Annotated in this window: 24 protein-coding genes and 1 pseudogene; 6 read left to right on the top strand and 19 right to left on the bottom strand. The window is 72.1% G+C overall.

Annotated features, from left to right (window positions below):
• Nucleotides 1-52 precede the first annotated feature (52 nt).
• From CQ044_RS00755 to groES, 4 genes are all read right to left on the bottom strand, one after another.
• Nucleotides 53-532 (bottom strand): hypothetical protein, encoded by a 480-nt coding sequence (locus tag CQ044_RS00755; RefSeq protein WP_105686168.1) that lies wholly within the window; start codon nucleotides 530-532, stop codon nucleotides 53-55.
• A gap of 154 nt (nucleotides 533-686) precedes the next feature.
• Nucleotides 687-1,604 carry an AraC family transcriptional regulator gene (locus tag CQ044_RS00750; protein WP_105686167.1) on the bottom strand — a complete coding sequence of 306 codons (918 nt, stop codon included), beginning with the start codon at nucleotides 1,602-1,604 and terminating at the stop codon, nucleotides 687-689.
• 232 nt (nucleotides 1,605-1,836) lie between these two features.
• Nucleotides 1,837-2,796 carry an EamA family transporter RarD gene (gene rarD, locus CQ044_RS00745; protein WP_105686165.1) on the bottom strand — a complete coding sequence of 320 codons (960 nt, stop codon included), beginning with the start codon at nucleotides 2,794-2,796 and terminating at the stop codon, nucleotides 1,837-1,839.
• A 205-nt stretch (nucleotides 2,797-3,001) separates the two neighbouring features.
• Nucleotides 3,002-3,298, bottom strand: a complete 297-nt coding sequence (groES, locus tag CQ044_RS00740; RefSeq protein WP_045273364.1) for a co-chaperone GroES — start codon at nucleotides 3,296-3,298, stop codon at nucleotides 3,002-3,004.
• 307 nt (nucleotides 3,299-3,605) lie between these two features.
• Between groES and CQ044_RS00735 the strand changes: the two genes are divergently transcribed.
• Complete coding sequence (locus CQ044_RS00735; RefSeq protein ID WP_105686511.1) at nucleotides 3,606-4,814, top strand: class I SAM-dependent methyltransferase; 1,209 nt, start codon at nucleotides 3,606-3,608, stop codon at nucleotides 4,812-4,814.
• 6 nt (nucleotides 4,815-4,820) lie between these two features.
• Here CQ044_RS00735 and CQ044_RS00730 read toward each other — a convergent pair whose 3' ends face one another.
• The 7 genes from CQ044_RS00730 to CQ044_RS00700 form a co-directional block, all read right to left on the bottom strand.
• A complete protein-coding gene (locus CQ044_RS00730) occupies nucleotides 4,821-6,017 on the bottom strand; it encodes a hypothetical protein (protein ID WP_105686163.1) in 1,197 nt (398 codons plus the stop codon).
• Nucleotides 6,018-6,021: 4 nt separating this feature from the next.
• On the bottom strand, nucleotides 6,022-6,462 hold the full coding sequence (locus tag CQ044_RS00725) for a hypothetical protein (protein ID WP_105686162.1): 441 nt from the start codon (nucleotides 6,460-6,462) through the stop codon (nucleotides 6,022-6,024).
• On the bottom strand, nucleotides 6,462-7,571 hold the full coding sequence (tsaD, locus tag CQ044_RS00720; protein WP_105686160.1) for a tRNA (adenosine(37)-N6)-threonylcarbamoyltransferase complex transferase subunit TsaD: 1,110 nt from the start codon (nucleotides 7,569-7,571) through the stop codon (nucleotides 6,462-6,464). The genes CQ044_RS00725 and tsaD overlap by 1 nt, the downstream gene beginning before the upstream one ends.
• Entirely contained in the window at nucleotides 7,564-8,175 is a 612-nt protein-coding gene (gene rimI, locus CQ044_RS00715) for a ribosomal protein S18-alanine N-acetyltransferase (protein WP_258133077.1), read from the bottom strand. The genes tsaD and rimI overlap by 8 nt, the downstream gene beginning before the upstream one ends.
• Nucleotides 8,172-8,843: a tRNA (adenosine(37)-N6)-threonylcarbamoyltransferase complex dimerization subunit type 1 TsaB gene (tsaB, locus tag CQ044_RS00710; protein ID WP_105686159.1), complete on the bottom strand. Its 672-nt coding sequence runs from the start codon at nucleotides 8,841-8,843 to the stop codon at nucleotides 8,172-8,174. Before tsaB ends, rimI begins: the two co-directional genes overlap by 4 nt.
• A 66-nt stretch (nucleotides 8,844-8,909) precedes the next feature.
• Nucleotides 8,910-10,064 (bottom strand): hypothetical protein, encoded by a 1,155-nt coding sequence (locus CQ044_RS00705; RefSeq protein WP_105686158.1) that lies wholly within the window; start codon nucleotides 10,062-10,064, stop codon nucleotides 8,910-8,912.
• Nucleotides 10,061-11,656, bottom strand: coding sequence for an ATP-binding protein (locus CQ044_RS00700; protein ID WP_105686156.1), 1,596 nt, complete (start codon nucleotides 11,654-11,656; stop codon nucleotides 10,061-10,063). The genes CQ044_RS00705 and CQ044_RS00700 overlap by 4 nt, the downstream gene beginning before the upstream one ends.
• A 235-nt stretch (nucleotides 11,657-11,891) precedes the next feature.
• Here CQ044_RS00700 and CQ044_RS00695 point away from each other — a divergent pair, with 235 nt between their 5' ends.
• Complete coding sequence (locus CQ044_RS00695; RefSeq protein WP_105686155.1) at nucleotides 11,892-13,109, top strand: chitinase; 1,218 nt, start codon at nucleotides 11,892-11,894, stop codon at nucleotides 13,107-13,109.
• Nucleotides 13,110-13,361: 252 nt separating this feature from the next.
• On the opposite strand, the gene CQ044_RS00690 is transcribed toward CQ044_RS00695, so the two are convergent.
• The 8 genes and pseudogenes from CQ044_RS00690 to coaA all read right to left on the bottom strand — a co-directional run bounded on the left by CQ044_RS00690 (nucleotide 13,362) and on the right by coaA (nucleotide 21,760).
• Complete coding sequence (locus CQ044_RS00690; RefSeq protein ID WP_105686153.1) at nucleotides 13,362-14,273, bottom strand: response regulator transcription factor; 912 nt, start codon at nucleotides 14,271-14,273, stop codon at nucleotides 13,362-13,364.
• A 118-nt stretch (nucleotides 14,274-14,391) separates the two neighbouring features.
• Complete coding sequence (tsaE, locus tag CQ044_RS00685) at nucleotides 14,392-14,880, bottom strand: tRNA (adenosine(37)-N6)-threonylcarbamoyltransferase complex ATPase subunit type 1 TsaE (protein WP_105686151.1); 489 nt, start codon at nucleotides 14,878-14,880, stop codon at nucleotides 14,392-14,394.
• Nucleotides 14,877-15,986 (bottom strand): alanine racemase, encoded by a 1,110-nt coding sequence (gene alr / locus CQ044_RS00680; RefSeq protein WP_105686150.1) that lies wholly within the window; start codon nucleotides 15,984-15,986, stop codon nucleotides 14,877-14,879. Before alr ends, tsaE begins: the two co-directional genes overlap by 4 nt.
• Before the next feature lie 191 nt (nucleotides 15,987-16,177).
• Nucleotides 16,178-16,525 (bottom strand): annotated as a pseudogene (locus CQ044_RS00675) (holo-ACP synthase); the annotation flags it as partial.
• Between the two features lie 232 nt (nucleotides 16,526-16,757).
• Complete coding sequence (gene glmS / locus CQ044_RS00670) at nucleotides 16,758-18,608, bottom strand: glutamine--fructose-6-phosphate transaminase (isomerizing) (protein WP_105686148.1); 1,851 nt, start codon at nucleotides 18,606-18,608, stop codon at nucleotides 16,758-16,760.
• Between the two features lie 95 nt (nucleotides 18,609-18,703).
• Nucleotides 18,704-19,528, bottom strand: coding sequence for a helix-turn-helix domain-containing protein (locus tag CQ044_RS00665; RefSeq protein WP_181158136.1), 825 nt, complete (start codon nucleotides 19,526-19,528; stop codon nucleotides 18,704-18,706).
• A gap of 196 nt (nucleotides 19,529-19,724) precedes the next feature.
• Nucleotides 19,725-20,762: a MauE/DoxX family redox-associated membrane protein gene (locus tag CQ044_RS00660; protein WP_105686145.1), complete on the bottom strand. Its 1,038-nt coding sequence runs from the start codon at nucleotides 20,760-20,762 to the stop codon at nucleotides 19,725-19,727.
• 47 nt (nucleotides 20,763-20,809) lie between these two features.
• Nucleotides 20,810-21,760, bottom strand: a complete 951-nt coding sequence (gene coaA / locus CQ044_RS00655; RefSeq protein ID WP_045273352.1) for a type I pantothenate kinase — start codon at nucleotides 21,758-21,760, stop codon at nucleotides 20,810-20,812.
• Between the two features lie 243 nt (nucleotides 21,761-22,003).
• On the opposite strand from coaA, the gene CQ044_RS00650 reads away from it, so the two are divergent.
• The 4 genes from CQ044_RS00650 to CQ044_RS00635 all read left to right on the top strand — a co-directional run bounded on the left by CQ044_RS00650 (nucleotide 22,004) and on the right by CQ044_RS00635 (nucleotide 25,452).
• Nucleotides 22,004-22,513: a hypothetical protein gene (locus CQ044_RS00650; RefSeq protein WP_146116715.1), complete on the top strand. Its 510-nt coding sequence runs from the start codon at nucleotides 22,004-22,006 to the stop codon at nucleotides 22,511-22,513.
• Between the two features lie 117 nt (nucleotides 22,514-22,630).
• Nucleotides 22,631-23,572 carry a Ppx/GppA phosphatase family protein gene (locus tag CQ044_RS00645; protein WP_105686143.1) on the top strand — a complete coding sequence of 314 codons (942 nt, stop codon included), beginning with the start codon at nucleotides 22,631-22,633 and terminating at the stop codon, nucleotides 23,570-23,572.
• 44 nt (nucleotides 23,573-23,616) lie between these two features.
• The gene (locus tag CQ044_RS00640) at nucleotides 23,617-24,477 is read left to right on the top strand and encodes a hypothetical protein (RefSeq protein WP_105686141.1); all 861 of its coding nucleotides are present in this window, start codon (nucleotides 23,617-23,619) and stop codon (nucleotides 24,475-24,477) included.
• A 138-nt stretch (nucleotides 24,478-24,615) separates the two neighbouring features.
• Nucleotides 24,616-25,452: an AraC family transcriptional regulator gene (locus tag CQ044_RS00635; RefSeq protein ID WP_105686139.1), complete on the top strand. Its 837-nt coding sequence runs from the start codon at nucleotides 24,616-24,618 to the stop codon at nucleotides 25,450-25,452.
• Nucleotides 25,453-25,465: the final 13 nt, after the last annotated feature.

Genomic DNA, 25,465 nt, shown 5'->3' with positions numbered 1-25,465 from the left:
CGCCGTCCCTGAGAACGGCGGCCGGGTGGGAGGACCGCAGCCCTCGGCGACCTCACGCGGTGATGGTGGCCGTGCCCGTGCCGCCGAGCACCTCGGCGATGATGGCGCCGCCCACGGGCGCCACATTGTTGAACGTGACCTTGACCTGGCTGGTCGTGGTGGACGTGACCTGGAAGATCACCGGACCGCCGGTCGCAGGATCGCCGCTCACGAACGACAGCCCGGACAGCCCCGAGTAGGAGGCCGCTGTCGCACCGTTCGCGAACGTGAAGGTGACGAGAGTGCCCGCCTTGAGGGCGCCGTCCACGTAGTTCGCGCCATCGGTGTACTGCCCCTGGATCTTGAAGTTCGGGTTGGTGCCGACCTTCGGGTTCGCGGTGGCGGTCACCTCCGCGTAGTTCGCCTCCGGCGCCGTCTCGCTGGCGGCCGCGAGCGGCGTCGCCGCCGCGACGGCGATCACCGGCACCGACCACGCGGCGCCTTTGACGATCGCACGGCGCGACACGTCGCGTGCAGGAAGGTTCTCGGTCATGTTTCTGCTCCAGTTCTGTCGGCGTCCGCGTACGGCGGCGCTGTTACCGCCCCTCGGGTGCTGGAGCGGTGGCCCTCCGGTATCCAATCCGGCGATCCGCCCGTCTCGTCCCGGGTCTTCGGACCTGGTCGCTCCGTGTGCCGAGCCGGTCGTGTCAGGTGTGAGCGCGGCTCGGAACACCGCCGCCCGAGCCGCGGGCGCGCACGCGCGACGGTGAGGGCAGGCCCTCCGCCGCGGTCGCCCTGGCGAGGCTCGAACCGTTGCTGAGACCGACCCGCACCGCGATCGCATCGATCGTGAGCTCCGCGCTCCGGTCGCCTTGCAGCAGGGCGACCGCGGCCAGGACCCGGATCCTGCGGATCTCCTGGCGGATGGTCCTGCCCGACGGCTGGAACTCGCGCTCGAGCTGGCGCAGCGACACGTGCAGCTCCGCGGCCACGCGCGCAGGAGTGAGACCGGTATCCGCGAAGCGCCGCTGCAGGATCGCGGTGGCGCGCTGACGGAGCGAGGGGGCAGGGGACGCGATGCCGGTGATCGCTCGCCGGACGGCGACCAGGACCAGGTCGCGGAGGATCCCCGCGAAACGCTCGCGCGAGAGCGCATCGAGCGGATCTCCCCCGTGGACAGTATGCGCGAACGCACCGATCGGACGCATCAGCGCCGCATCCTCGATGGCGATCGCGGAGTTCCTCGTCAGCGACAGCCCGGGAAGCGCATCGACGGGCATGCCGACCGCGATGATCTCACCATCGCTCGACGGCATCATCCGGACCGAAGCGGTGCCGATCACCAGGAGGCCCTGACCGTCATGGAGGTCGACGAATCCTCCCCCGGACGGGATCCGCACGGATCCTCCGCGCACCATGAGCAGCTTGATCCGGCCGGAGGCGACCCCCGACGTGCGATCGCCGCCGGCGCGGAGGCCGTGCACCGCGATCGTGTTGGCGCCGAGGATCATGCGCGTCGAGGGGGCGGCGGGACCCGGGCGCTCCCCGCCCTCACCGGCGTCCCGGCGCCGAAGGGTCTCGTCGGCGGGCGGCAGTCGCTGAACCAGCTCTCCGCGCGTCCCCATGGCTTCCCCCGCATCCAGCCCGAACCGGTGCGGACGTCGCGTCCGCGCCCCTCCGGTTCGGGATCAGAGCCGTTTCCCGTCGCATCACGCGCAGCGACGCGGACAGGCCCTCTTCCGTGGACGACTGCTGAAGGCAGGTCGACGCACTCCCTTCTAGAAGGAGCAGCCGATCACGGAGAAGTGACGTGCGTCTCGGACGGGGGCCGTCGGCGGACGCAGCGCGGGTCGGGGATCAGGGGACGGGGATCGTGTCGGTGCCGGGGTTCGGCTCCGCGATCGCACCGCGGTTCGCGCGCATCCGGCGGGTGGCGAGCGCGAGGTCGATCAGGAACACGGCGATCGCGATCCAGACGATCCCGAACCCGATCCAGCGCTCGACCGGCATCGGCTCGTGCATCACGAGCACGCCCACGAGGAACTGCATGATCGGGGTGATGAACTGGATCATGCCGATCACGGTCAGCCCGATCCGGCGGGTGCCCGCGGCGAACAGCAGCAGCGGCACGGCCGTGGCCACGCCGGCGAAGGCGAGCAGACCCGCGTGCAGCGGACCGTTGGCTCCCATCGTGATGCCGGTGGTGAGCCCGACGGCGATCAGCTGCACGACGGCGACCGGCAGCAGCCAGAACGACTCGAGGGTGAGGCCGCTCAGGGCGTCGACCGAGGGGCCGATCTTCTTCTTCACCAGTCCGTAGATGCCGAAGGATGCGGTCAGCGACAGCGCGATCCACGGGAAGGTGCCGTGGGCGAAGACGATCACCAGCACCGCGATGGTCGCGATCCCGATCGCGACCCACTGCAGCCGGCGCAGCTTCTCCTTCAGCACGAACACGCCGAGCAGCATCGTGCCGATCGGGTTGATGAAGTAGCCGAGGCTGGTCTCGACGATCTCGCCGTTCAGGGTCGCGAGGACGAAAACCTGCCAGTTGATGTAGATCAGCACTCCGGCGAGCGCGGTGAGGGCGAGCAGCCGAGGCTGCCGCACGATCGCCATCAGCGGCTTCCACCCGCGGGTGATCGCCAGCAGGACGAGGCAGAACACGAACGAGAGCCCGACCCGCCAAGCGACCAGCTCCCACCCCTCGGTGGGCCGGAGCAGCAGGAAGTACAGCGGCAGCACGCCCCACAGCAGGTACGCCCCGATCGCGGAGGCGACGCCCACGGTCTGGGCGCTGCGCGGTGTGGTGGTCACCGGTCAACCTTATTGCCGCGCAAGGCCATGTCGGCCTGCCGCCGGCTATCTCCGAGTCGTCCCCGCGAGCGGAGGCCCTGGCGTCCGCTCAGGGGGACGACTCGGAGGTGGAGGGACGACGAAGGCCCGGATGCGAGGCATCCGGGCCTTCGTCAGGAACCGGCCCGCACGCGGCGGGGTACTCCCTGGAGAACTCGAAGGGTGCTCAGCGCACCACGACGGCGAGCACGTCGCGCGCCGACAGCACGAGGAACTCCTCGGCGCCGAACTTCACCTCGGTGCCGCCGTACTTGCTGTAGAGCACGCGGTCGCCGACGGTGACGTCGAGCGGGACGCGGTTGCCGTTGTCATCGATGCGGCCGGGGCCCACGGCCACGACCTCGCCCTCCTGGGGCTTCTCCTTGGCGGTGTCGGGGATGACCAGGCCACTCGCGGTGGTCTGCTCGGCCTCGACCTGCTTGATGACGATGCGGTCCTCGAGCGGCTTGATGGAAACCGACACGGTCTACCTCTTTCTGACGGTTCAAGACTGATTAGCACCCTCAGCCTGAGAGTGCTAACCACAGTCTAGGCACATCGCTGGCACTCCCGCAATCAGAGTGCCAGCCCGTGCGCCGCCGATCGCACGGGTTGTCGCCGTCCCGCCCTGCGTGCGTATGGGTTGTCACCGAGCGCACGGGTTGTTCGCGCGAAGATCCCGTGTACTCGGCAGGATCCCGTGCATTCGCGGGGATCCCGTGCATTCGGCAGGATCCCCCGCACTCGCGGCAGGTGCCGGGGCGAGCCACGACGTCGATAGCCTGGACCGCGTGGAAATGAGCGAACTGCGAACGCTGCTGACGCCCGAGGCGCTGCGGATGCTCGACGCCCTCGGGCCCATCGCGTCCACGGATGCCGCCGCCCGCGCGGTCATGCGGCTGCGCGCCGAGGGGCACTCGCCCGAGTTCGTCTCGGCCGTGGTCGGCCAGGCGCGGCTGCGCACCAGGGCGACCGCGAAGTTCGGGGAGTTCGCGGACCGGATGCTCTTCACCCGCGCCGGCCTCGAGCAGGCCACGCGGCTCGGCGTCGCCGCACGGCATGCCGGCCGGATGCGCGCGGCAGGGATCGCGCACGTGTCGGACCTCGGCTGCGGGATCGGCGGCGACGCGCTCGCCTTCGCCGGCGCGGGCCTCGGGGTGACGGCGGTCGACGCCGACGAGGTGACAGCGGCACTGGCCGCGTACAACCTCGCCCCGTTCGGATCCGACGCGGAGGTGCGGCACGGGTTCGCGGAGGACCACGCTCCCGCCCCGTCGACGGCCTCGCACCCCGGGACCGCGGCCGTGTGGCTGGATCCGGCCCGGCGCACGGCGGGGCATTCCGAGACCCGCCGCGTCGCCGCCGACGACTACTCCCCCTCGCTGGACTGGGCATTCGCGCTCGCGGAGCGGATCCCCACCGGCATCAAGCTCGGCCCCGCGCACGACCGCGACGCGATCCCCGCCGACGTCGAGGCGCAGTGGGTGAGCGCCGACGGCGACGTGGTCGAACTCGTGCTGTGGTCGGGAGCCCTCGCGCGCGAGGGCGTGCGGCGCGCGGCGCTCGTGATCCGCGGCGACAGGGCGCACGAGCTCACCGCCGCCGCCGACACCGACGACGCGGAGGTGCGCGAGCTCGGCGCCTACGTGCACGAGCCCGACGGCGCCGTGATCCGCGCCCGGTTGATCGGCGACCTGGCCCGGCGACTCGACGCCGGCATGCTGGATCCGCACATCGCCTACCTGACGTCGGATTCCCCCGCCGACAGTCCGTTCGCAGCCTCGTTCCGTGTGCGCGAGGTGCTGCCGATGAACCAGAAGGCGATCTCGGCGGCGCTGAAGAAGGCCGGGGTCGGCCGCCTTGAGATCAAGAAGCGCGGCGTGGACGTGGATCCGGCCGCATTCCGCAAGAAGCTGACCCTGCGCGGGTCGGCCGAGGCAACCCTGATCCTCGTGCGCGTGGGCGACAAGCGGCACGCGATCCTGGCGGACCGGGTCTGAGAGCGTTCAGGCCACGGGCTTGAGGCCGAACGGCGGCGTCGGCTGCGGATCCGGGTTCGCGGTGACCACCAGGTACGACGAGAATCCGGTCCAGTACTCGATCCGGTAGGCGACGTGCTGGTCGGTCGCCGGCAGATCCAGGACGAGGGTGGGCGGAGCCTCATCCGTCCCGAAGCGGGACGGTGAAGCGACTCCGGACCGCTGTCCGCAGTCCTTGTAGGTCTGCCCGTCCTCGACGATGAGGCAGAGATCGCCCTGGTCCCGATAGCCGACCCAGATGGGGATCCCGCTCATGCGCCCGGCGATCATCGTCGCCTTGAATCCGTTCTCGGACGTGACGCGCTTCCAGATCGCGGTCTCCTCGGGGCTCAGCCCCGGGTCGGGATTCGCCGCGAAGGACCAGTGCTGGAGAGACCCCATGGGCGCCCCCGTCCCGCTCAGCGTGACGGCGCCCTGGTCGCCGGCCACGTTGCCGTCCGCACCGGGCTTGCTCTGGCTCGTCACGTCGAGCGGTTGCTCGCGAATCGCGCGTCGCGGCAGGCAGTTGTGCTGCGGCGGGGACCCCTTGACGTCGATGATCGCGCAGAGGAGATCGCCGCGGGACTGCGTCGCGTACCAGAGCAGCGCGTGGTCGGAGCGGGCCAGCAGGGCGAGGGATCCGGGGTCGAAGTCGGCGCGCTCCGCGACCTTGTCCCGTCGTTCGCCTTCGCCCGCCCGCAGCGCGAGTCCGACATCCGGCGGTCGCGGGATCGCGACGCCGATCAGGACTCCGACCAGGAGCAGAGCGATCAGGCCGCCGATGAGGTAGCGCGGGCGCTTCCAGCGACCGGTCGCGAGCCAGGCCGAGACCTCGGCACGGAGGCGGCCGATCGGCGTGCGCGGTGTCTTCTCGGGAGCCGCCGGTCCCTCGGATGCCGAGTCGGCGACGGCGGACGGGGCGAGTCCGGGCGTCGAGGCCGCGACGGCGACGGCGGGCGTCATGGGCCGGGTCCCGTCGAGAGCTCCGGTGATCAGGGCGGGCTCAGGGATCAGGGCGGGCTCAGGGATCAGGCCCGTCTCGGGGATCGGATCGCGGCGGGCGGCGTCCTCGCGGCGCAGCTCCGCCAGACGCGCGGCCTCGGCCTCGCTCAGTCCGGATCCGTCCTTCCCGAAGGCACGGCGCTCCAGTTCGCGCCGCTCCTCACCGTGACCCGGATCCGTCATGCCGCTACCCGAACCAGCCGAACCGGTATCCGGCCCAGACGAGCCACCCTGCACTGTAGAGCGTCGCCACGATCCCGAGCGCGAGCGCCCAGACGGCGACCGCGCGACTCTCCCCCGGCCGGCGCAGCGACATGATCGCGGCGATCACCGAGACGATCGCGACCGGAATCCCCCAGCCGACGAACAGTGAGGCGAACAGGGCGACGATCGCCGACAGCAGCGCCCATGGCGCGAGCCTGGGCTCGGCGGAGGAGCGCGCCGGGGTCTCGGTGCCGTCCGTGGGGTGCCACTCCTCATGCACCACCGCCGCGCCGTCGCGGTCGAGTTCCAGATCCTCGGGCTCCACCCCGCCGTCCAGCTGCGGGCCGCTCTCCATGCCCACAGGCACGGGCGCCGTCGGCAGCCGCGTGTAGCGTTTCGGGTCCTTCCCGTCCTCGGTCGACATCATCCGACCTCGAGGCCGGCGCGGACGGGGGCGTCCTCGGCGGAGGCCCGGTCCTCGGCGACCTGGATCTCGGTGACCGGCAGCGTCGAGTCGGCGCTGAACGCGAGCGTCGAGGGCTGTCGACCGGAAGCGATGAGCTCGGCCGCGAGCCCCGCGATCATCGCGCCGTTGTCGGTGCACAGCGACAGCGGCGGGATCCGCACCGTGACCCCCGCCTCGGCCGCACGGGCGAGCGCGACCTCGCGCAGTCGGCGGTTCGCGATCACGCCGCCGCCGAGCAGCAGCCGGGGAACTCCCCGGTCGGCGCAGGCGGCGAGCGCCTTGGTCACGAGCACATCGACCACGGCCTCGCGGAAGCTCGCCGCGACATCCGCCACGGGGATCTCGGAACCCGCGGCCTGCTCGCGCTCGATCCAGCGCGCGACGGCGGTCTTCAGCCCGGAGAACGAGAAGTCGTAGCGGTGCTTCTCCAGATCAGATGCACGGGACAGCCCGCGCGGGAAGCGGATCGCCGCCGGATCGCCGCCCGCGGCGGCCCTGTCGATCTCCGGCCCGCCGGGATAGGGCAGGCCGAGGATCCGGGCGACCTTGTCGAAGGCCTCGCCGGCGGCGTCGTCGACCGTCTCGCCGAGCAGCTCGACATCGGTCGTGAGGTCGCGCACGTGCAGCAGCGAGGTGTGCCCGCCGGAGACGAGCAGCGCGATCGTGGGGTATTCCAGGGGCACGGAATCGGGCGTGAGGATGTCGGCCGCGATGTGCCCGACGAGGTGGTTCACGGCGTACAGCGGCTTGCCGAGCGACACCGCCAGCCCCTTCGCGGCGCCGATGCCGACCATGAGCGCCCCCGCGAGGCCGGGCCCGCTCGTCACGGCGACGGCGTCGAGATCCTCGAGCCGCACCTGCGCTTCGGCGAGCGCCCGCTCGATGGCCGGCTGCATCTCCTCCAGGTGCGCACGGGCGGCGACCTCCGGCACCACGCCGCCGTAGCGCGCGTGCTCGTCCATGCTCGACGCGATCGTGTTGGACAGCAGGGTGCGCCCGCGGACGATCCCGATCCCGGTCTCGTCGCAGCTCGTCTCGATCCCGAGCACGAGAGGCTGGTCAGTCATCGGATCCCTTCACGTCTGCAGGATTCCTGTCATTCTGCAGGACGGATCCGGCCGGATCGTCCTCAGAACCGGCATCCGTCCTGCCGTCTTGCACGTTCGCGTCCGCCGGCGCAGGGCGCTGGGGCGTCCACGCGCGGAGGTCGAGCTTCATGATCACGGCGTCCACGTCATCGGGCTGGTAGTAGCCGGCGCGGCGGCCGATCTCGGCGAACCCCTCCGAGAGGTACAGCCCCTGGGCCACCGGGTTGTCCGCGCGCACCTCGAGGAACACCTCGTGAGCGCCGCGCTCTGCGGCCTCGGCGAGCAGCGCGCGCAGCAGCGCCCTGCCCCGGCCGGATCCGCGATGCGCGGCATCGAGCGCGATGGTCTGGATGTCGCTGTCGGCGGATCCGCGCAGCGCGCGCACGCCCCCGTAGCCGACGACGACCTCGCCCGCACCGTGCACCGAGGAACCTGTCGCCGGCTCCACGTCGACGAGGTAGCGGCCGTGCGGACTCGAGAGCTCGGCCGCCATCAGCTCCGCGCTCCACGCGTCGGTCGGGAACGAGCGCCGTTCGATGAGCATGATCGCGTCGAGGTCGGCGGCGGTCGCCGCGCGGATCACGAGCCGTCCTTCGACGGGCTCAGGAACCGGGGCTTCACGGCCTCCGGGACGCGCGCGTCCGGAGGGCGCAGGTAGAGCGGCTCGGATCCGGTGAGGGTGCGACCGGCTGCGACGGCGCGGCGGGCGATGCGCGCGACAGCGGCGCCAGAGATCGCAGTGACCTCGATGCGGCGCAGCGCGCCGAGCTTGCGGTCGACGTCGGCCTGCGGCACGAGCACGGTGTCGACCACCGCGTGCGGGATGCCGTCGACATCGATCCCCTCGTATACCGTCACCGCGGTCTCGCGGCGGCGGGCGTCGGTGAGGATCGCGAACGGCTCGGCGGGAGCATCGGTCTCGATGACCTCGAGTGCCGCGGCGTGGTGGCTGGGAACGGCGACGACGGGGACCCCGCGGCCGAGGGCGAAAGCGCGCGCGGCGGCGATCCCGATCCGCAGTCCCGTGAACGGGCCTGGTCCCATGCCGGCCGCGACATGCGTGAGCGGATCCGGATCCGGCTCGTCATCGGACTCGGCGGACGGCGCGGCGGCCAGGACCTGCTCCAGCAGGGAGCCGATCGCCTCCGCGTGTCCGAGGCGACCCGTCTGCGACACGTCGGCGAGGGTGCGTCCGTCCCGGCCGATCAAGCCGACGGCCGAGCCGAGTGAGGTGTCCACGCCGAGAATCACCCCTCCAGGTTAGCCGCCGCCGTCCTCGACCGGTCCCTGCGCGCGGCCCGCCGCGGATCCCGTGCGTCAGCGGGCCAACGCCCCTGCCCGCTCCCAGCGATCGCCGCCGCGGTCCTGGGCGAGGGTCGCGGCGTCGGCGGCGGCGGCCGACAGCGCGTCGAGGTCGTAGTCGGCGGCCGCAGCTCCTGCCCAGCCGACGCTCGCCGACACGCGCACCGAGGCGCGGGGCCCGGAGTCCTCGATCGTGGAGACCTGCTGCAGTAGCACCCGGAGCTCGCGGCGCACGGCCTCCTCGGACCCGGGCAGAAGCGCCAGCGCCTGCACGTCGGAGACCCGCTCGACGTCGGCCGTCGCGGGCAGCGCGTCGAGCACGTGCGCGTGGAACGCGTCGACGATGCTGGCGAACGCAGCGGTGCCGGAGGCCTCCTGCAGGTCGGTGGGATCGTCCAGCCGGATGTCCAGCAGCGACCAGGACGGATCCTGCGCGCGCTGTGCGCGGGCGAGACGCGCCCGCAGCGTCGTGCCGTCGCCCTCGGCGCGGCCTCCCCTGCCTCCGCCGCGCAGCAGCACCTCGCCGCGGGCGAGCAGCACGATCGTGATGGCGGCGCACTGACTGGTCAGCAGGATGCCGACGCCGTTGATGTCGCGGAGCATGCGCAGCTCATCGCCGGGAGCGGATCCGACGCCCGTGAGGCCGGCGACGATGCCGAACGCAGCCACCACGACGAACGCGGACGAGATCAGCGCCAGCGGCAGCACGACGTCCCGGGCGCTGATCCGGAGCCGGAACAGCTCCCACGCGGAGAGCCCTGCGAACACGGCCGCGGCGGAGAACACGATGCGGAACACGGTCGGATACGCGTCGGAGGTGCTGGACGCCGTGAGCAGCGCGGGGCCGATCACGACGAACGCCACCGCGGCGGGCCAGAGCGGGCGCTTCCCGGCGTAGTAGCGGATGCCGAGCCACAGCAGCGGTTCGAAGCTCACGATCAGGCCCGACGACAGCGCGCGCAGCGGGGCACTGTCGAACTGGTTCGCGGCCACCCACACGTAGGTCGCGAGCATCGCGACGCCGAACCCGACCGACCATGTGATGGTCGCCCTGCTGGGTCGCGGCATGAGCGCCAGACCGAACACCAGCGCGGCGGACAGGGTCACCAGCGCGACGAGCGTCACGGACGTGTTCACGGTGATGCCCACGGGGGCGGTGAGCGGGGTCATGCGTCGTTCCTCTCCGGGCGCCGCGGCAGGAGGACGCGCATGCGCGTGCCCTCGCCGAGCCTGCTGCTGACGTCGATGTCGCCGTGATGGGCGGTCACGATGTCCCGCACCGCCACGAGGCCGAGGCCGGTTCCCGGCACGCCGCTGCGCTCGGCCCGCTCGCCGCGGAAGTACGGCTGGAAGAGCTGCTCCACGTCGGCGGGCGCCATGCCGGATCCGGTGTCCTCCACGACGACCTCCGCCCTGGCGTCGTCGGCGACGCCGAGCGAGATGAGGATGGATCCGCCGGCGGCGGTGTACTTGACGGCGTTGCTGAGCAGGTTGTCGATCACCTGCCGCAGGCGGAACGCGTCCCCGTAGATGAGCAGCGTCGTCTCCCCCGCCAGGTCGACCCGCAGCCGGTTCGCCGTCGCCGTGGGCAGGAACGACGACACCGACGCCTGCACCAGGGCGTGCAGATCGACCGGCTCGGACAGCACGCGCGGGCGGGGCCGGGACACGTCCAGGGCCGTCGTGACCAGATCCTGCATGCGTTCGGCGGCGCCCGCGACGACGCCCAGCTGGTCGGCGGCGCGGGCCGGCAGATCGTCGCGCTCGAGCAGCAGGTCGACGTGCCCGACGATCGCGGTGAGCGGGTTGCGCAGCTCGTGCGTGAGGATCGCCGACATCAGCCGGCGCTCCTCGGCCGCGGCGAGCCGGGCCGTGACGTCGTCGATCTTGACCAGCACGACCGCGCCCTGATCGGCGTCGCTCGCGATCGGCTGCGTGTCGACCTCGAGCGCCCGCCACTCGCCGTCGGCGCCGTAGAGCCACACCCGCTCGCCCGCGAGGTGCTCGCCGCGCGCGGCCCGGGCCAGCACGGTCCCCTCGACCGGGATCGGCTCCCCCTCCCGGTCGTCGTACTCCACCGCGAGCGCGGGCAGCGCGAGACCGTCGGCGTCCAGGCCGTACAACCGCCGGTAGGCGTCGTTCGCCTTCAGGATCGCGCCGTCCTCGCCGACCGCGGCGAGCGCCGTGTCCAGCGCGTCGATGATCTGGGTGACCCTGCGCTCGTGCGTCTCGGCCCGCCGCGCCACGCGGTCGATCTGCTCGGATCGGCGCCGCAGCAGGCGGCGGGAGGCGCGCGAGCGCCGCATCCCGATCCGGATCGTGGTGCCGAGGAACCCCAGCGCGAAGGCCGTGATGAGCACCCGCAGCACCACGTCCGAGATCAGTCCGGTCTGGTTCGCGACGGTGAACAGGAACGCCGTGATGAGGGCGATGCCGCCGAACACGGCGATCATCGAGTAGTAGGTGGCGATCCACGTGATGGGGATCACCCAGAGGAACCCGAGGCGGATGTCGGGAGCCTGCGTCGTGAGGCCGATCGCGCAGATGTCGATCATCGGGACCGCGAGGATTCCCGCGGGCGGGATGCGGTCCCACGGCAGCACCAGCACCACGGCCGTGGTCAGCACCGACAGCGCGAGCCCGGCGGTGAAGAGCGGCGTGGCGAAGATGGTCGGCTTGAGGGCTGCCACGAGCACCGCGATCGCGACCGTGGTGCTGACGAAGATGAACTGCCAACGCCAGATCGACGCCCTGCGGGACATGCCGATCCTCTCTCCTGCGCGACGCGGAGCCTGATGCGGGATGCATCGGCGGCGCCGGGCCCGACCGGGTCGCTCAACGCTTCCGCAAGGTTATCCAAAGAAGCGCCGAAGGCCCTTCAACGGATATATCGCGCCGCCTAGCATCGCAGCAACGAAGGTCCCCCACCAGACCGGATCCCCACTTTCCACGGCGGATCCCTCGACGCCACGACGGGCAGAAAGCGAGCGTGCTGCGATGACCGGCCCCTCTGCACCCTCGTCCGGCGGGCGCTCGTCCGTGTGGCGCGTGCTGGTGGGTCTGCTCGTCGCCCTCACCGTCGCGACCGGCATCATCGTGGTCCCGTGGTTCCTCCTCCGCGACGAGGGGGCTCCCGGCGCCACCGCGGGCCCCCGATGGTTCGGCGGCTACTACGACGTCACGGCGGCGCACCCCGACACGGCCTCCCTGCCCGGCGCCGGCTCCGATGCGGTGGTGCTCGCGTTCGTCACCGCCGGGCCCGGCGGTGCGTGCAGCCCGACCTGGGGCGGCGTCTACTCGCTCGCCGAGGCGAGCCGGGCACTCGACATGGATCGCCGGATCGCCCAGAAGCGCGAGGCGGGCGCCGCCGTCACGGTGTCGTTCGGCGGTGCGAGGGGCACCGAGCTCGCCAGCGCCTGCGGAACGGTCGGCGACCTGATCGGCGCCTACGCGAACGTGCTCGAGCGCTACACGATCACGACGATCGACCTCGACCTGGAGAACGCGGCGCTCGGCGATGTCGTGGCCGGGGACCGTCGCGCGGCGGCCATCGCGGGACTGCAGGGGCGAGCGCACGCGAAAGGCTCGGATCTCTCCGTCTGGCTCACGCTCCCCTCGGACCAGGAGGGGCTCGGCACCGACGGGCTGCGGGCGATCCGCCAATTGCTGCAGGCGGGCGTGCGTCTCGCCGGCATCAACGCGATGACGATGGACTACGGCGCACCGCTCGCAGACCGGTCGATGGCAGGGGCCGCGATCACGGCGCTCACGGCGGTGCACGATCAGCTCGGCCGGCTCTACGACGATCTGCATCTCGCCCTGCCCGCGGGCGGCGCGTGGGCGATCATGGGCGCGACGCCGATGATCGGGCAGAACGACGTGCACGACGAGGTGTTCGCCCTCGACGATGCGGCGACGCTGAACGCCTTCGCCCAGAAGCAGCGCCTCGCCCGCGTCTCGATGTGGTCGCTCAACCGCGACCGCGCCTGCGGCGCCGACCACCCCGACGCGCGCACCGCCTCCGATTCCTGCAGCGGCATCGCACAGGGCGAGGCGGACTTCGCCGCCGTGCTGGGCCGCGGGTTCGCGGTCGACCCGGCGCTCGCCCGGAACCCCGCACCGACCGCGTCCGCGGCGGGCGAGGCGACCGCGCCGTTCACAGGCTCGCCGGCGCCGCCGCCGGCATCGACCCCCGCTCCGACCAGGGACCCGTAACCGGGACGGAGCGGGCGGCGCCTCGGGACAAGGCGCCACCCCGCTCCCGGGACCCTGCCCGGGAGCGGGACCGGACACCGATTGGGGAATCGATGCCGGTATGCGGAGGCCGGGTGCCGATCGGGATCGGCGCCCGGAACTCCCGCGGGATGCACGGGGACGGCCCGTGCACACGGGGCGATGAAACGGATCGCCGACGGGGCGCCGAGCGGGGGTTCGGCGCCCTGCCCGTGCGCCGCGGCGAAGGGCCGATCAGCTCAGCGCCGGCGCGCCGTCCGAATGCGCGGTGAGGCGGTAGCCCACGCCGCGCACGGTCTCGATGTACCGTGGCTCGGCGGTGCTGTCGCCGATCTTGCGACGGAGGTTCGCCATGTGCGCCTCGATCGCGCGCTTGTCGGGCTCGCCCACGTACGACGCGGATCCGAAGGCCTCCCCGCGCAGCACGAGCGCCAGATCCGCCTTGCTGCGCACGCGGCGCTTCGATTCGAGCAGGGTCGCGAGCAGGTCGAACTCGGTCGGGGTCAGCTCGACCTCCCGCTGCGCCACGAGCACGGTGTGCGTGACCGGATCCAGGCTGATGTCGCGGTGCGAATGCCAGTGCCCCGCGCCGCCGGTCGTCGGGACCGCGGCCGTGGCGGACGGGTTGCGGGCGGGCGCCGGCTGTCCATCGACAGGGGCGCCGGACTCCGGGGCGGTGCTCGCGGCGCGCGGCGGCTCGGCCGCGCCTGCGGCCGCGCTTGTGGCCGCAGGCCCGTTGCCGACCGGCCCCGTGCCGACGGGATCGGCATTGCGCGGGCGGCGCAGCAGCGCCTCGATGCGGGCGCGGAGCTCGCGGGGGCGGAACGGCTTGACCAGGTACTCGTCGGCGCCGGACGTGAGGCCCAGCACGACGTCGGACTCCTCGCCCAGGGCGGACAGCATGATGATGAAGGTCGCGCTCACGGCGCGGATCCGCCGGGCGGCTTCGAAACCGTCGATCCCGGGCAGGTTGATGTCGAGGGTCGTGATGATCGGCGCGTGCGCCGCGACCGCCGCCACGCCCTCGAGGCCCGTTCCGGCGAGCACGGTGCGGAAGCCGGCGGCACGGAACACCTCGTCGAGCAGTGAGCGGACATCCGGATCGTCCTCGATGATGACCGCGGTCTTCGTGTCGTCTTCGCTCATACTCTTCCCTGCGCTTCGGTCGTCTGCATCATACCGATATGCCCGCGACGCGGTGCCACGCGGATCCCTCGGCCGCGGGGTCACCCCGGCGGCAGCGGGCGTCTCCGCGGCAGTCGCTTCAGCGGGCGGTCGCGCGGGTGATCGTGACCATGCGCGGGGCGTCGGCGTCGAGCTCCTCGGGTGAGAGGTCGTCGGCACCCGCGCCGACCGGGCGCTCGAGCTCGATGTCCCACCAGGCGTCGGCGAGCTCCTCGGCCATGCCTCGCCCCCACTCGATCACGACGACGGATCCCGGCACGTCGACGTCGAGGTCGTCCAGCTCCGCGGCGGATCCGAGCCGGTACGCGTCCATGTGCACGAGGGGGGCTCCCCCGCCCAGCGACGGGTGCGTGCGGGCGATCACGAACGTCGGGCTCTGCACGGGTCCGCGCACGCCGAGGCCTTCGGCGAGTCCGCGCGTGAACGTCGTCTTCCCCGCGCCGAGCGGGCCGGTGAGGATCAGGACGTCACCGGCGACCAGGTCGGATCCGATCCTGCGGCCGAGCTCCTCCATGGCTTCGGAGGTGCGGATCTCGTGCCGCCCCGCCAGGTCGTCGAGCGCGGTCACGACACGCTCCGGCGCGGCACGCGCTGACCGATCCTCGTCACGATCTCGTAGTTGATGGTGCCGGCGGCGTCGCCCCAGTCCGCCGCGGAGGGCGGCCCGAGCGTCGGATCGCCGAACAGCACGGCCTCATCGCCCACGGAGACGGGGTCGTCGCCGACGTCGACGAGGAACTGGTCCATCGCGATGCGCCCGGCGACCGTGTAGCGGCGCCCGCCGATCTGCACCGGACCGCGGCCCGATGCGCTGCGAGGCACGCCGTCGGCGTAGCCGAGCGGGATGAGCGCGAGCGTGGTCTCGGCCTCCGTGCGGTGCGTGTAGCCGTAGGACACGCCGGTGCCGGCGGGCACCCGCCGCACCGCAGCGACGGCGCCGCGCAGGGTCATCGCGGGGCGCAGCCCGAGATCGGCCGAGCTGCGGTCCTCGAACGGGCTGAGCCCGTACAGCCCGATCCCGATCCGGACCGCATCGAGCCGGGTCTGCGGCAGGTCGATGGCCGCGGCGGTCGCGGCGATGTGGCGCACCTCCGGGACGATGCCGAGCGCGGCCGCCTCGGCGCACGCCGTCTCGAAGGCGGCGAGCGCGGCCAGGTCGTCCTCGGGCGACGTGTTGGACACGTGACTGAACAGGCCCGCGATGCGCAGGCGCCCGATCCTTTCCAGGCGCGCCGCCTCCGCCAGCAACCGGGAGCGGTCGTCCGGGGCGATGCCGTTGCGGCTCAGTCCCGTCTCGAACTTGAGGTGCACCCGGACCGGATCCGACCCGCGGCTCGCCTCGGACGCGGCGAGAAGCTGCTCGAAGCTCGAGATCCCGAGATCGATGCCGGCCTCGGCAGCGTCGTCGAAACGGCGGCCGGGGGCGTGCAGCCAGGCCAGGATCCGCGCGTTGATGCCCGCGCGGCGCAGGTCGAGACCCTCCTCCACCGTGGCCACGCCGAGGCTGGTCGCCCCGCCCGCGAGCGCGGCGACGGCCGCCGCGGCGGCGCCGTGCCCGTACGCGTTCGCCTTCACGACGCCGATCACGTCGACGCCGGTGAGCCGGCGCAGGTGCCGGGTGTTGTCGCTGATCGCGTCGAGGTCGATCGTCGCCTCGCGGAAGGGCGCGGTCATGCCTGCCCCTCCCCCGCGACGCGGTCCCGGCTCGCCGGATCCTGTCGAGGCCCCCCTGCAGCGTCCGCGCCCCCGCTGAGGTGCGCACTTGCGAGGGGGTCCCGGTGCTCAGAGGGGGCGCCGACGGATCCGGCCCCGACGGATCCGGCCCCGACGGATCCGGCCCCGCCGGGCGCGACCTCCGACTCGCGGGACTCCGCCACGACGTACGCGGAGGCGAGGCCCGCGTCGTGGGTGAGGGAGAGGTGCAGCGTGGTGATGCCGCGCTCGGCGACGGCGGCGGCTGTGCTGCCGCTCAGCACGAAGTACGGCCGGCCCGAAGGCTCGGACGCGATCTCGATCTCGGTCCAGTGCACCCCGTCGGATCCGCCCAGCGCCTTGATCAGCGCCTCCTTCGCCGCGTACCGCGCGGCGAGCGACGGGAGCCTCAGCCCCTGCTCCGACGGCGCGAACAGCCGCTGCATGAGCCGCGGCGTACGGGCGACGGTCCGCTCGAATCGCGGGATGTCCACGAGGTCGATGCCGGTGCCGATGATCACCGATTCAGCCTACCGGGCAGGATCCGCGCCACCTGGATCCAGCGGCGGTCCACCCCGGCGCGCGTGGACCGGTCCGCCCGTCACACCCCGATGCACCCACCGGCAGGATCCGCGAACTCACCGGATCCTGCCGAGTGCACCGCCTCTCCACGTCAACGATCCGTGCGCTCGACAAGTACCCGTGCACCCGGCGCGGAGGGACCGAGCCGAAGCGAAACCCGGGAACCCGGCGTCACTCCACCGTGACGGACTTGGCCAGGTTGCGGGGCTGGTCCACGTCGAGGCCCTTCGCGGTGGCGAGCGCCATGGCGAAGATCTGCAGCGGCACGACCGCGAGGAGCGGCTCGAACAGGGCGCCGGCGAGCGGGATGCGGATGACCTCGTCGGCGAACGGCAGCACGGCCGCGTCGCCCTCCTCGGCGATCACGATCACACGGGCGCCGCGCGCACGGATCTCCTGGATGTTGGAGACGACCTTCGCGTGCAGCAGTGCGGAGTGCCGCGGCGAGGGAACGAGCACGAACACCGGCTGGCCGGGCTCGATCAGGGCGATCGGGCCGTGCTTGAGCTCGCCGGCGGCGAAGCCCTCCGCGTGGATGTAGGAGATCTCCTTGAGCTTGAGCGCGCCCTCGAGCGCGATCGGGTAGCCCACGTGGCGTCCGAGGAACAGCACGGAGCGGGTGTCCGCCATCCAGCCCGCGAGCTGCGTGACGTGCGCCTGCTCCTCCGAGAGCACCTCGGCGATCTTCGCGGGCAGCGCGTCGAGCTCGGCCACGGCGGCCGCGCCGTCGGCGGCGGAGAGCGTCTCGCGCACCCGGCCCGCGTGCAGGCCGAGCAGCAGCAGCGCCGTGATCTGCGCGACGAACGCCTTGGTCGACGCGACCGCGACCTCGGGGCCGGCGTGCGTGTAGACCACCGCGTCGGACTCGCGCGGGATCGTGGCGCCCTGGGTGTTGCAGATCGACAGGGTGCGCGCGCCGCGCTCGCGGGCGTACTTGACCGCCATGAGCGTGTCCATGGTCTCGCCGGACTGGCTGATCGACACGACGAGGGTGTTCTCGCCGATCACCGGGTCGCGGTAGCGGAACTCGTGCGCGAGCTCGACGTCCACCGGCACGCGCGCCCACTGCTCGAGCGCGTACTTGCCGACCATGCCCGCGTACGAGGCGGTTCCGCAGGCGGTGATGATGATGCGGTCCACACCGCGGAACAGATCGTCGGATCCGTCCAGCTCCGGGATGACGACGGCGCCGTCCCGCACGCGGCCGCGGATCGTGTTCGCGACGGCGTCGGGCTCCTCGGCGACCTCCTTGGCCATGAAGCTCGGCCAGCCGCCCTTCTCGGCGGATGTGGCGTCCCACGAGACCTCGAACGGCTCCGGCGTGACGGCCGCGCCGGCGAAGTCCGTGACGGTGACCTCGGAGGGCGTGATGGCGACGATCTGGTCCTGGCCGATCGCGAGCGCACGGCGGGTGTGCTCGACGAAGGCGGCGACGTCCGATCCGAGGAAGTTCTCCCCGTCGCCGAGGCCGATCACGAGCGGCGAGTTGCGACGTGCGGCGACGACGAGACCCGGCTCGTCCTGGTGCACGGCGAGCAGGGTGAAGGCGCCCTCGAGGCGGTTCACGACGGCGCGGAACGCCTCCTTGAGGTCGCCCGTGCGGCGGTACTCGCGGCCGACGAGGGCCGCGGCGACCTCGGTGTCGGTCTCGCTGCGGAACGTCACGCCCTCGGCCTCGAGCTCGGCGCGGAGAGCGGCGAAGTTCTCGATGATGCCGTTGTGGATGAGCGCGAGCTTGTCGTCGTCGGCGAGATGCGGGTGCGCGTTCGCATCGGTCGGGCCGCCGTGCGTTGCCCAGCGGGTGTGCCCGATCCCGGTGCTGCCGTCGGCGAGCGCGGCGTCGGCGAGCGAGTCGCGCAGCATCTGCAGTTTGCCGGCCTTCTTGCGCATGCTGAGGGATCCGGCGTCATCGATGACGGCGATGCCGGCCGAGTCGTACCCGCGGTACTCGAGGCGGGCGAGGCCCGCGAGCAGGATGTCCTGGCTGGGGCGCGGCCCCACGTATCCGACGATTCCACACATGGATTCCAGGGTACGGCCGTGATTTTGCGCGGGTTCCGTACGAATCGAGGTCGCGCGCGATCACAGGATCGGATCCGGAGTCGATCGGCCCGAACTCAGGCGCGTCCGGCCCGGCGCACGACGCGCGGAGACGGCAGCCCCGACCGGGCGAAGGCTCGGCGCAGTCCTGCCGCGTCCGGGAAGCCCGAGTGCGACGCGATCTCGGCGATGCCGAGCGGCGCGCAGTCGGCGTCGCTCATGAGCTCACGGGCCAGCTCCACGCGGATCCGGCGCAGCTCCTCCGCGGGCGCGCTGCCCTCGGCCGCGAACAACCGCTGCAGCTGCCGCACCGACATGTGCATGTCGCGCGCGAGCGCCACAACGCCGAAGTCCCGCTCCGCTCGCCGCGTCAGCATGAGCGAGCGCGCACGCTCGAGGCGCGCCGCCTCGCCGTCGTGAAGCACATGCGGAGCGGCCTCGACCAGCACTCCGAACACCATCTCAGCGAGCAGGCGTTCCACGAGGCGATCCGTGACCGCGGTCGACTCGGCGTCCTGCGTGAGCAGCGAGGACAGGAACGCCTCCAGTCCCCTCCCCAGAGGGCTCGGCGCGATCACCTCCCCCCTGCTCGGCAGCACCTGCTCGATCTCGGACAGCGCGGACCACGGCACCCACAGGCACATCACGGTGCCAGAGCCGACCGCGATCACCCTCGTGTCATGGTGCGGGCGGAGGAAGCACAGGGATCCCGGCGGGGCCTGCTGCCGCGGGCTCTCATCGCTCGAGATCGTGAGCGGAATCTCGGCGATCAGGATCACGGCGCTCTCCTCGCCGTCGGCCGGGCGCACCGGCCACCACCATTCCGCCCCCGCCTGCAGGGTGTGCCCGGTCGCCAGCACACCGTGAAAGCGTCGAGCGACGTCGAGCTGCTCCTGCGTCACGCCCCGCGGCAACATCGTCGCTCGAGTATCCAAGACGATCTCCATCTGAGACCTCCCCACAAGGTCCCGCGGGTGCGGCTCCCCAGCCGCAGGAACCCGCGTGACCGTTACTCTACGCCTGTCGTGCTTCTCGGGAAATCAAGATTGCGGACGCGGACTGTTTTCCGCGAACCCACAGAGGCGTCCCGGGTGCTGCTCACGGCGCAGGCGGCCGCTCCCCGTGCAGGCTCTCGTAGATGTCCTCGACGAACTCGGCGACCTGCGGTGCGCCGGACACGGGGCCGCCCGCCAGCAGGCCGTCGGCCCCGAGCAGGATCGCGCTCGGCGTCATCCAGGCATCGGCGAAGGTCGCACTCACGTATCTGCTCGCGTCGTGAAGCGTCTGCGGCTCCTCCGCCGAGGTGAGCGTGCTGCCCTCGGGATCGCTGCGCAGCAGGAACCGCACGGAGACCTCCGGCAGCAGCTCCCTATAGCGTTCGACGCTCTCGATCACGGGCGTGCAGGATCCGCAGCCCTCCGAGACCGCGAGGAGCAGGACGGGCTCGCGCGCGGAGAGCTCCCTGAGCGTCACGGTCGTGCCGTCGCCGAGCTGCACCGGGACGGCCGGGGTTCGGCTGCGGAGGTAGTCCTCCGGTTCGTCGTCGGATCCGCTCGCCGTCGGCGCCAGGGCGCCGGGACCGCTCACCGTCTCGGCGGATTCGGATCCCTTCTCCTGCACGAGCAGGAACGTCACGGCGACCGCGGCGAGCGCGAGCGTCCACGGCCACAGCGCGACGGCGAGCAGGGCGACGCCGCCCCACAGCGGCTGCGCGCCGATCGTGACCGCCGAGACGAGGGCCAGCAGCACGAGCCAGGCGTTGCGCAGCAGGGTGCGTCCGGTGATCGGGCGCCGCTCGCCGAAGCACGCGCACGAGGCGTCGGGCATCTGCCGCCGCGCGCGCCACACCATCGCCAGGTAGGCCGCGAAGAGGAGCACCGCCACGACGGCCGCGGCGATCCCGAGCGCTCCGCCGAGCAGCAGCAGTGCCGCCGCGAGGGCGAGCTCACCGATCGGGTGGAAGCGGATCAGCCACTCCCGGCGCAGCCCGGCGGGAACGCCCATCGCCTCCCAGCCCGCGGCGTCATCCGGGGTGCGGAGCTTTGCCACGCCGCTGACGACGAGCACGCCGACGAGGATGAGGGTCGATGTCCCGGCCGCGGCCGGGAGCAGGAAGGCGAAAGGAGCGGTCCCCATGGAGTCAGTATCCCAGCCGAGCGCGACGCCGGGGCGCGTTCGGAGTGTCAGAGCTTGCGCAGCAGCACGGACTCCACGGCGTGCGAGGCGCCCTTGTTCAGCACGAGCGTCGCGCGGTGCTTCGTCGGCATCACGTTCTCGATGAGGTTCGGCAGGTTGATCTCGTTCCAGTACCCCATCGCCGTCGTGACCGCCTCCTCGTCGGTGAGGTGCGCGAACACGTTGAAGTAGGAGGACGGGTTCGTGAACGCGCCCTGCCGCAGGGCGAGGAAGCGGTCCACGTACCACTGGGCGATGTGGTCGAGCTCGGCGTCGACGAAGATCGAGAAGTCGAAGAGGTCGCTCACGGCGACGTCGTTCGGGGCGGGCGGCGGCTGCAGCACGTTCAGCCCCTCGACGATCACGACGTCCGGGCGGCGCACCACGACATGCGCATCGGGCACGATGTCGTAGCGGATGTGCGAGTAGAACGGGGCGCGCACCTCGGCGGCGCCGCTCTTCACCTTCGTGAGGAACTCGATCAGCGCACGGCGGTCGTACGACTCGGGGAAGCCCTTGCGGTCCATGATCCCGCGCCGCTCGAGCTCGGCGTTGGGATACAGGAAGCCGTCCGTGGTGACCAGCTCGACGCGCGGGGTGCCCGGCCAGCGGCTCATGAGCTCGCGCAGCAGGCGGGCGATGGTCGACTTGCCGACCGCGACGGATCCGGCCACGCCGACGACGAACGGCGTGGTGTCATCGGCCTCGCCGAGGAACTGGTTGGTGGCCTCGCCGAGGCGCTTGGTCGAGGTCGCGTACAGACTGAGCAGCCGGCTCAGCGGCAGGTAGACCTCCTTGACCTCTGTGGGGTCCAGCCGGTCGCCGATGCCGCGGATCTCGACGACCTCGGTCTCGCTGAGCGGCTGGTCGAGGTCGGCGGCGAGGCGCGCCCAGTCCGCACGGTCGATGCGACGGTACGGCGACAGCGGCGCGAGAGTGTCGGAGCTCACGCGCTCCATCGTATCGGCGTGCCGCCCGGCAGTCGGCGACGCCCGCGATTCCCGGGCCGGGACGAGCCGCTGATCGGATCACGACCGCCGTGGATCATTTGGCGACTCCGGCGTCATCCGTACGCCTGCGCGCGGCCAGTCTGACGCTAGCAACGACCGACCTGACGCGCCATCCCCAGGCGCGTTCGGTCTGCTCCCTGGGGAGGGGCCCTCTCCCCGGAGAAGTTCCGCAACAAGACACCGGAGTTATGCATGGAAGACATCACCTCGTCCCCCGCCCGTAGCGTCAGCCGCCGCGCACTCGTGAAGGGCGCCGCCTGGTCGGTCCCCGTGATCGCCGTCGCCGCCGCGACCCCGCTCGCCGCGGCCTCGACCGCCACCAACGTCGGCGACTTCGCGATCAACGGCACCTGTGGTGTCCTCGGCGTCCTCGGCCCCGGCTTCACGCTGACGGCCGGTTCCGCGCCGCTCCCCTCGGGCACGATCATCAACATCACCGGCTCGGGCGTCGCGAACGTCGGCGTCTTCTCGGTCACCGGTGGCACCGCGACCGTCAACGTCCTCTCCGGCACCGCGCGTCAGATCACCCTGACCGCTCCCCTCGCCGCGGGCGCCACGATGGACTTCCGCACCACGCTGTCGATCTCGGTCGCGTTCCAGCTGACCGCCTCCACGACGCTCCCCACCGGCTTCGTCGCCGGCGGCGGCGCCAAGCAGAGCGGTGGCGTCAACGCCACGCTCATCCTCTGCAGCGCCAGCTGAGCGGATCCATGCTGTCGGCTTCGGCCGGCGAAGGGGGCCGGGTCTCGTACCCGGCCCCTTCGTGGTTCCGTGACATCGTTCCACGGCCGGTTCACGCGCAGCGAGTAGTCTTCCTCCGTGCGTCTCGGAGTGCTCGACATCGGATCCAACACCGTCCATCTGCTCGCCGCCGACGTGCATCCCGGCGGCAGGCCGCTCGCGACCACGAGCGACCGCACCGTACTGCGTCTCATGCGCTTCCTCACGCCGTCCGGCGCGATCAGCGAAGAGGGCGTGCAGGCGCTCGAGGCCTCGGTGCGGCAGGCGCGCGCGGTGGCGGCCCAGCAGCGCGTCGACGCCCTGCTCGCGACGGCGACGAGCGCCGTGCGCGAGGCGGCGAACGGCGCCGAGGTGATCGCCCGCGTCGAGGCCGCGCTCGGACAGCCGCTGCAGGTGCTCGACGGCGAGACCGAGGCGCGGCTGACCTTCCTCGCGGTGCGCCGCTGGTTCGGCTGGGCCGCGGGGCAGATCCTGCTGTTCGACATCGGCGGCGGATCCTTCGAGATGGCGGCGGGATCCGAGGAGCTCCCGGACATCGCCGCCTCCGTGCCGCTCGGCGCCGGGCGCTCGACCCTGATGTTCCTTCCCGACGATCCACCGGGCGAGGAGGCCGTGGAGCGCCTTCGGGAGCATGCGGCCGACGTGTTCGCACCTGTCGCGGCGCGGTTCTCGACGCTTCCCCGCCCCGAACATGTGGTCGGCTCGTCCAAGGCGATCCGATCGCTCGCCCGGCTCGTCGGCTATCAGGCGCCGGGCTGGTCGGGATCGGAGCGGATGCTGCTCCCGCGCGCATCGCTCGGATCCTGGATCCCGCGTCTCGCGCGCCTGCCCGCCTCCGCCCGGCAGGAGCTGCCCGGCATCACCCCGGATCGCACGTTCCAGATCGTGGCGGCCGCGGTCGTGCTGCACACCGCCATGACCGCGATGGGGGTGGACGAGCTCGAGGTCTCCCCCTGGGCCCTCCGCGAGGGCGTGCTGCTGCGCTACATCGAGGATCGCGCGCGCGACGACGACGCCTGACAGACGGCGCTCGCGAGCGGATCCGGATCCCCTACCCTGGTGTCATGAACGACGCGAGGGACCGGGGGACGCCGCGCGGCGAAGCGCCGAAGGGACTCACCCGACGAGAACTGAGACAGCGCCGCGAGGCGGCGGCGATCGCCGAGGTGTCAGGAGAGCGGATCGATCCGCGATCGGAGACGGCGCCGACGCCGACGCGGGATCCGTCCGCGGAGCGGCATCCGGCAGCGCCGGCCTCCGAGGAGTCCGTGCGACCGCCCGGCGGCGTCTCGTTCGGCTCGCTCGCGGGCATGTTCGCGGCGCCCGCGGAGGAGACCTCCCCGCGTCCCACCGTGCTGACCGTGTGCACAGGGAACATCTGCCGATCGCCGCTCGCGGAGTCGCTGCTGCGATCCCGTCTCGCGGAGCTCGACCTGCGCGTGCACAGCGCCGGCACGCAGGCGCTCGTGGGCCACGGGATGACCGAGCCCGCCCAGAGGATCGCCGCGCAGCGCGGGGCGGCCGAGGCCGTCACGGCCGCGCACCGGGCACGGCTTCTCACCGAGCCGCTGCTCGACGATGCCGACCTGATCCTGACCATGACCGCCGAGCAGCGCGACTACGCCGTGCAGATGCTGCCACGGCGCCTGCACCGGATCTTCCCGGTCCGGGAGTTCGCCCGGCTCGTCCAGGGGGTCACCGACGCACAGGTGCGCGCGATCGCCGACGGCGCCGGATCCGATCCGCGCCGACGCCTCGTGGCGGTCGTCGAGACCGTCGCGGAACGCCGGGGAGGCTCCGCGCCGAAGGGCGAGGACGTCATCGACCCCTACCGGCGATCGGACGAGGTCTACGAGCAGTCGGCCGCCCAGCTGGTGCCGGCCCTCGCCGAGGTGGAGCGCGTGATCCGCGCCGCCCTCGCGTAGTACGGCTCCCTCTGCATCACGGCGCTGCGCGACACGAAGCGTCAACATTCGACCTGGTGTATACCTAAGCGTCATACTGTTTGCGGGGGCGGGACTTTCTTGTCGGCATCCGCACGTCCGAAAGGGCATATCTCGCCAGTGTCATCCCCAACACGTCTGCTCGAGTCCCACCTGGGTCTCACCTCGCATCATGCCGGCCTGATCAGCGCGCGCACCTTCCGATCGATCTTCGTCACGGTCCATCGCCCGCACCGCCGGCACTGGACGTGGGACGACACCGAGATCGGCGAGCCCTATGCCGTGGTGCTCTTCCCCAGCGGCGAAGGACCGGACGGATCCCCGCTGCCGATCGGGCAGTTCATGCCCCCGCAGACGGGCACGAGCATCGAATGGGGCCTTGCGAACGAGGTGGTCGGCGTCTGGGTGCCCGTCGAGACGCTCCGGGACTTCGTCCACGATGCGCCGTTGCGACCCCTCGCGCTCGATCCGACGCCGATGGTCCTGGCCTTCCGGGCGTTCACGCTCGCCCTCGCCCGCAACGTGGAGGACACCTCGTCGATCTCGCGCTACGCGATCGAGCGGTTGCTCGCCGAGATGGTGTTCGGAGCGCTGCTCGAGCTCTACTCCTCCGATCTGCCCGAACGCGGACACGCGCCGCTCGTGGACCGCGCGCGCTCGGCGATGCTGGTGCACCGGGAGGACCCCCGGTTCACGATCGCGGAGCTCGCGACCGAGCTGCACGTGTCGCTGCGGCACCTGCAGCGCGCGTTCGCCAAGATCGGCACCACGCCCGGCGACGCCCTGCGTCATCTGCGCGTCGAGTTCGCCGAGTCGCTGCTGCGCAATCCCGACTACGCGGTGCTCACGATCGAGGAGATCGCGGCGCACTCCGGCTTCTCCAGTGCGCTGCAGCTGCGTCGCGCCCTGCGCGCCGAGGGTCTGCCGTCGCCGACCATGATCCGCCCCGCGCACTGAGGTCCGGCGGAGG

This window comes from Microbacterium sp. MYb64 (assembly GCF_002979495.1).
GTDB classification, from domain to species: domain Bacteria; phylum Actinomycetota; class Actinomycetes; order Actinomycetales; family Microbacteriaceae; genus Microbacterium; species Microbacterium azadirachtae_A.
Note: the sequence above shows the minus strand (reverse complement) of the source record. Positions and strands in the feature narration are given on the sequence as shown.